General features: G+C 57.8%; 1 protein-coding gene. It reads left to right on the top strand.

Annotated features, from left to right (window positions below):
• The coding region (locus Y79_RS01000000119860; protein WP_155816694.1) for an AMP-binding protein at window positions 1-424 on the top strand (424 nt) is incomplete at both ends.

Genomic DNA, 424 nt, shown 5'->3' with positions numbered 1-424 from the left:
TATTCCGGCGATGGTCAACAGCTTTTTAGATGCGCTGGAAACAGAGCCTGAGGAAACAAGAATCCGCCTCGGCAAAACCTTGACACGCGTGTTTGCCGGCGGGGAAGCTCTTTCACCGCTTACGGCTTCCCGGTTTGCCGATCTTCTGCCGGAGACCGTGCTCATTCACGGCTACGGGCCGACAGAAGCAACGGTTGATGCGGCATTTTACGTCTGTGACCGAAAACGGGACAGCGGACGGACAAGGCTTCCGATCGGAAAACCCGTTCCGGGTACCCGTCTTTATGTGTTAGATGGCGGGGGAACCGTTCAGCCTGCGGGCGTTGCCGGAGAGCTGTACATCGCGGGGACAGGGGTGGCCCGGGGCTATTTGAACCGTCCTGAACTGACGGAGGAGCGTTTTCTCGATGATCCGTTTTATCCG

Source organism: Bacillus siamensis KCTC 13613, from assembly GCF_000262045.1.
GTDB lineage: Bacteria > Bacillota > Bacilli > Bacillales > Bacillaceae > Bacillus > Bacillus siamensis.
This window is presented reverse-complemented; position numbering and strand designations above follow the sequence as displayed.